The sequence below is a fragment of the Ruminococcus sp. genome, from assembly GCF_024691275.1.
Lineage (GTDB): Bacteria > Bacillota > Clostridia > Oscillospirales > Ruminococcaceae > Ruminococcus.
In genome coordinates, this window is sequence record NZ_JAILNU010000018.1 from 38,683 (window position 1) to 44,682 (window position 6,000).

Sequence of the window (6,000 nt, forward strand, 5' to 3'; positions counted from 1 at the left end):
GGAACGACCTCGGCAAAAACAGGGAAAAAGACAGGATATTCACCGCTATTGAGCAATTCAGATCTTCACCAGAAGATCGAACAGATATCCTTACACAAATGCAATATCCGAAAGGAGCTATCATATAATGACATTTTCAAAGAAACTGACGGCAGCCGTGACCGCTCTCGCCGCAGTTCTTTCATCTGCCGTTTCATGCAGCGGCGACAAAAAAGTGGGTCAGGCTGACCCGACTGCCGAAACAACGACTCTCACCGAAAAAGGTACTTCGGGCAGTTCCAAAAAGGCTGCTCCGTCAGAGGACATGAATATCACATGGCTCTCGGACTTCGACCTGAACCCAGTCAACGGCAGCGGACGCTCCACCGCCCTCGCTCTGTTCGAGGACGTTTACGGCGGCAAAATAAACTACATAAACGCCCAGTATAAGGACAGGTTCGATGTGCTCGATTCAAAACTCGCAGCAGGCGAAGGAATTGATATGTTCCCATATGACACCGATGTGTTCCCACAGGGCGTTCTCAGCGAGCGCTTCGACCCTCTCGACCCATATTACGACGATATGGGCATGAGCGACGGCTTATGGGACGAGATGTCCGACGTTATAAGGTCGTTCGAGTACAAGGGTCAGCACTACGTTGTCCCCTATGCTCTGTCAGAGCCGTTCCTCCTGACCTACAGCAGAAAGCTCATGCAGTCAGAGGGCATCGACGACCCATATACTTTATATAAAGCAGGCAGCTGGAACTGGGATACCTTCATGCAGATCGTGGACAAGTTCAGGGCAAATCAGCCCGATGCTCCGAGATACGGCATAAACGGCTGGTTCGGAGAAGCTGCACTCTGCTCCGCAGGCGCGGCAGTCGTCACTTATGACGGAACTTCGTTCGCAAATAATATCAACGATCCAAAACTGGAAAAAGCCGAGAACTTCATGCACGATATCGCTGCAAAGGGTCTTTACGACAAAACATGGAAGGGCAATTTCCCGACAGACCTGAACACGCTGTTCTACGCCATGAACGATTGGGCTCTCGCGGAATCCAACAGGCTGAACCCCGAAGCAGACCTCATGGTCGTGCCGTTCCCGAAAGCTCCCGACGCGGATAAATATTACGGAAGCTGCAAATTCAATGCAAGAATGCTCGTAAAGGGCTCGACAAAGGGCGCAGCTGTCGCTACTTACATAAAATGTGAGCGACTTGCCGCTACCGACGGAAAGATCAGAGCAGCCGCAAAGGACGCTGCTATCGCTCAGGGCATCACCGCCGAGCAGTTCGACGCTATACAGGAGTACCTCTCACCTGTGAACATCACGCCTTTCTTCGACTACAGCTATGGCATGGGCGAAAAGATGTACAGCGCAGGCAACTATAACTACGAAACACGCGGCGTTATCAACAATATCAATTCGGTTCTCCTTGACGGCGGCCCCGTGGATTCATGGGAGGCTCTCCGCGGCGCAATGTCGGGTATTATCGACGGCGAAATAAATAATTATAATTAATAAGTAAGGGCGGATATTTCAATTTCCGCCCTGTTTTATTTGCAATTGAGAGTAATGAGATAAATGTTTTGCTATTAACGGACGCTCGAAAAGTGTCCCTACAGATGTTTCATGCTGCGATTTGCATATCGTGCCGTAAGCGAAAGCAAATTAACGATCTCGTACAGAGTGAGCGCGTGAAACAAGCGGCAGCGTGGAAGCGGTCGAACCGGCTCAGCTCGCAACGCGGCAAGGGCGCAGCGTCACGCTGCCTGACGGCATTATATATGGGTAAAATGCCACAAAAAGTAATACGTCTTTTTGATACATTCTCCAAAGTTGATTTGCATTGTAAAAAATTACACAAAATATTCACAAAAGCGATACAAAATGTGCTATAATGTTGTTATTGGAACTATGTTGATTTCCGAAAACATGGTTATGAGAGGAGAATTTAAAATGAGAAATTTACACAAACTGTCTGCAAAGCTGACCGCTTTTGCTGCTTCGGCTGTTATGGCTGTCACTTCCGCAGGCTTCACAGTCCCTGCAAACGTCAACGCTGCTGACAACAACTATTACGAAGCTCTGGCTATGTCGCTGTATATGTACGATGCCAACGCCTGCGGCAAGGGCATCACCGACGGTCCGCTCACATGGCGCGGCGACTGCCACACATACGACGAAAAAGCTTCTATCGGCAGCCTCGGCGGTTCTGAAAAAGCCGCAGTTGACCCCGACGGCGACGGAAAAGTCGATGTTTCAGGCGGATTCCACGATGCAGGCGACCATATAAAGTTCAATCTCACTATCGGCTTCGGCATCTCCAGCCTTGCGCTCTCCGAGTACCTCAACCCGGGTATCTACGAAAAAGCAGGCTGCAAGGATCACCTTATCTACGAGCTGAAGTGGGGTGCCGATTACCTCATGAAAACCACCTTCCTCGACGGATCGGGCAAGGTCGCTGCTATCGCTCACGTCGTTGCCAACGGCGGACAGGATCACAGCTACTGGTCATCGCCTGAAGTGCAGACCTACGAAAGACCTATCTACTGGCTCACAGCAAACAGCAACAACTCCGCAGTATGCTGTGAAATGGCAGCAGGTCTTGCCGGAACTGCCTACGTAGTAAAGGATTCAGATCCCGAATATTCGGCTAAATGTATAAAGTACGCAAAGGCTCTCCTTGAATTCGGTCAGCAGCACGTCGGCAACGAAGGCGGCGGTCTGGCAGACTTCTACGGCACAGAGGCTCAGTATCAGGACGAAGAGGCTATGGCTCAGGCTTGGCTCTGGGTTTGCGATGCAGGCAGCAAGCCTACCCGCGTTCCTAAGAACAAGGACTACGGCGGAAGTCAGTACGACGGCTGGGTATACTGCTGGAACAAGGTATGGCAGGGCTACTCCGCACTGATGTATAAGGCTACAGGCGATAAGGCTTTCGCTGACGAGCTCAAGGTAGAACTCGAAAGTCAGGGCGACCTCAGAGTAGGTACATACAACGCCGATGGCTGGGGCGCTTCACGTTACAACTGCGCTAAGCAGATGGACGCTATCGCTATCGCAAACGGCGACCCCGACGCTGACTACGCTAAGGCTGCAAAGTACCAGATGGATCATATCCTCGGCGACAACAGCTTAGGCTACAGCTTCCTCATCGGCTACGGCAGCAAGTGGCCTGTACATATACACCACCGCGCAGCTAACCCCGGTACAGACGCAAACGGCGCTTCTTCAAATCCTTCCGCTAAGTACACAGCTTACGGTCTCCTCGTAGGCGGCGACGACAAGAGCGGCTATCAGGATCAGACCGACAAGTACCAGTACACCGAGGGCGCTCTCGATTATAACGGCTGTTTCGCTATCGCTTGTGCAGGTATCGCAAACCTCTACGGCGGCGACGCTTCGGCTATGACAGCTCTTGCAAAGTCCGCAAACGAGATAAACGAGAACTTCAAGTTCGGTAACAGCTCACCCGTAGTTACCACAACGACCACCACAACAACAACTACTACTATTACCACGACCGTTCAGCCCACAAACAGCGAAGTTAATTTCGTTATAGACAAGAAAGACATCGCTGTCGGCGAAACTGCTACTCTCAGATTTACTCAGGGTGCAGGTATGGTAAAATTCGGAAACTTTGAATACGACAACGATGTTATCTCTCTGGAGCAGACCTCCGATGATACCTATACGATCAAGGGTCTTGTGGAAGGCAGTGCGCGGATATCCTTTATATCTCCTACAGGTCAGAAGATCACACGCACCATCACTGTCATGACAGGTGTCAAATTCGGCGACGCAAACTGTGACGATTCTGTTGACTTCGCAGACGTTGTAATGATAATGCAGGCTCTCGCAAGCCCGAACAAGTACGGCCTTAACGGTACCGACAAGCACCATATCACCGAGTTCGGTCTAACTAATGCAGACGTAAATCTCCAGAACGACATGACCGGCGATGACGCTCTCTGCTTACAGAAATATCTCCTCGGAATATATAAGTCACTTCCGATCAACGGAGACTGATACAAACGCAAAAAATAATCAGACCGCAAAAATGTATAACACTATCGCGCAGCAGAATATTATTATTCTGCTGCTTTTCTCTTTTTGTCCACCTGAATACAAAAAATTTCATCGTAATTATGCACAATATATGAACGAACTTTTTACACACTATGCTGAAATTAGTCTTAATATGTCCGTTTTAACCAAATCGTAATTATTCAGTTACCAATTTGTAACCAAATTTCAGAACAAACCTTGTATAATGTTCATGAGACATATTATAGGCTCACTACTAAGAAAGAAGTGTGATTACATGAACAAATTAAACAGGCTGAAATCAGCCATCATCAGCGGCGCTGTCGCTATGACATCACTTGCAGGTCCGATCGCTTCAGTAGCTAACCCCTCTCTCTCAGCTACAGCAGCAGATTCCGACAACTATGCAAAACTCCTTCAGTACTCTCTTTATTTCTATGACGCAAATATGTGCGGTAAACTGAACGGTGACTGCGCACTCACTTGGAGAGGCGACTGCCATACAAGTGACGATGTTGTAGGTGGTTTCCACGATGCAGGTGACCACGTTTGGTTCGGTCAGCCAGGCGGCTATGCTGCTTCTACTCTCGGTTGGTCTTACTACGAGTTCAAGGACGCATACGAGGCTACAGGTCAGGGTGCTCACCTCAAAGTTATCACTGACAGATTCGCTAAGTTTATGCGTGATGCTACTGTTCTCAACGGCAATACAGTTCAGAAGGTCCTCATCGAAAAAGGTAACGGTAATGTAGACCATTCTTACTGGGGCGCTCCTGAAACTCAGGGAAGCAGAGGCGATATGCTCTGGACAACAGGCGGTGCTGCTAACATCACTGCTGAATATGCAGCAGCTCTCGCAGCTAACTACGTAAACTTCGGCAACGAAGAAGACCTCAAGTACGCTAAGGCTCTTTATGAATTCTCAAAGAAGAACACAAACTGCCACAACTCAACATTCTACGACGGACACTGGACTGGTGCAGACGATGAGATCGACTGGGCAGCAGGCTGGCTCTATCTCGCTACAAAGGACAGCCAGTATCTCAATGAGTTAAAGGGCGCAGGTCAGTCCTACTCCAACCACTCATGGGAGAGCGTTCAGCTCGGCGCAGGTATCCTCAAGGGTGAGATCACAGGCGACTGGAGCAGCGCAGGCTTCCTCAACAACTTCAAGGGAAATAACTACTGCTTCCTCGCTAACTGGGAATGGGGCAGCGCAAGACAGAACGCTACTGCTCAGCTCTGTACTCTCGTAGCTGCTAAGTATCAGAAGGCTGACGCTTCATGGGCTAAGGGTCAGATGGAATACCTCACAGGTGACAAGGCTTTCGCTAACGGACAGAAGCACTGTCTCGTTGTCGGCTTTAAGCCCGATTCTTCAAGAAATCCTCACCACAGAGCTTCATCTCCAAACGTTGACGCAAGCCAGCAGAACGACGGACAGCAGAACAAGTACCTCCTCGTAGGCGCTCTCTGCGGCGGTCCTGTAGATGCAAACGGTACATATAAGGATATCCGTTCCGACTATCAGGGCAACGAGGTTGCTCTCGACTATAACGCAGGTTTCGTAGGTGCAGCAGCAGGTCTTTACCACTTCTACAAGACAGGTTCTATTGTATCCCAGATCGAAGGCGTTAGCAAGATCTACAACGACAAGACCAACATTGATCCTCCGATATCAAGCGGTACAACTACAACACAGAAGACTCCTACTATAACTACTTCTACTACAAAGTATGAGCCATACAACCCACCGGCAGGCGGCGATATCGTCCTCACTCCTTCAGATATGACTGTTGATACTGAAACAGGAAGCGACGACAAGATCAACAACTACGCTGAGTTCGCTCCACAGGGCGCTAAGTCAGCTACACTTTACCTCAAGGTAAATTCAAACGACACTGAGGTTTCAGGTGCTTTCGGTACTTGGACAGGCAAGTGGGAACAGGAAGACTTCAAGGGCG

At 49.5% G+C, this 6,000-nt stretch carries 3 protein-coding genes; all 3 read left to right on the forward strand.

Annotated features, from left to right (window positions below; translation table 11 throughout):
• Positions 1-127 precede the first annotated feature (127 nt).
• Positions 128-1,507, forward strand: a complete 1,380-nt coding sequence (locus K6G33_RS02030) for an ABC transporter substrate-binding protein (protein WP_296775683.1) — start codon at positions 128-130, stop codon at positions 1,505-1,507.
• A 438-nt stretch (positions 1,508-1,945) separates the two neighbouring features.
• Positions 1,946-4,018 carry a glycoside hydrolase family 9 protein gene (locus K6G33_RS02035; RefSeq protein ID WP_296775686.1) on the forward strand — a complete coding sequence of 691 codons (2,073 nt, stop codon included), beginning with the start codon at positions 1,946-1,948 and terminating at the stop codon, positions 4,016-4,018.
• Between the two features lie 295 nt (positions 4,019-4,313).
• The coding region (locus K6G33_RS02040; protein ID WP_296775689.1) for a glycoside hydrolase family 9 protein at positions 4,314-6,000 on the forward strand (1,687 nt) is incomplete at its 3' end.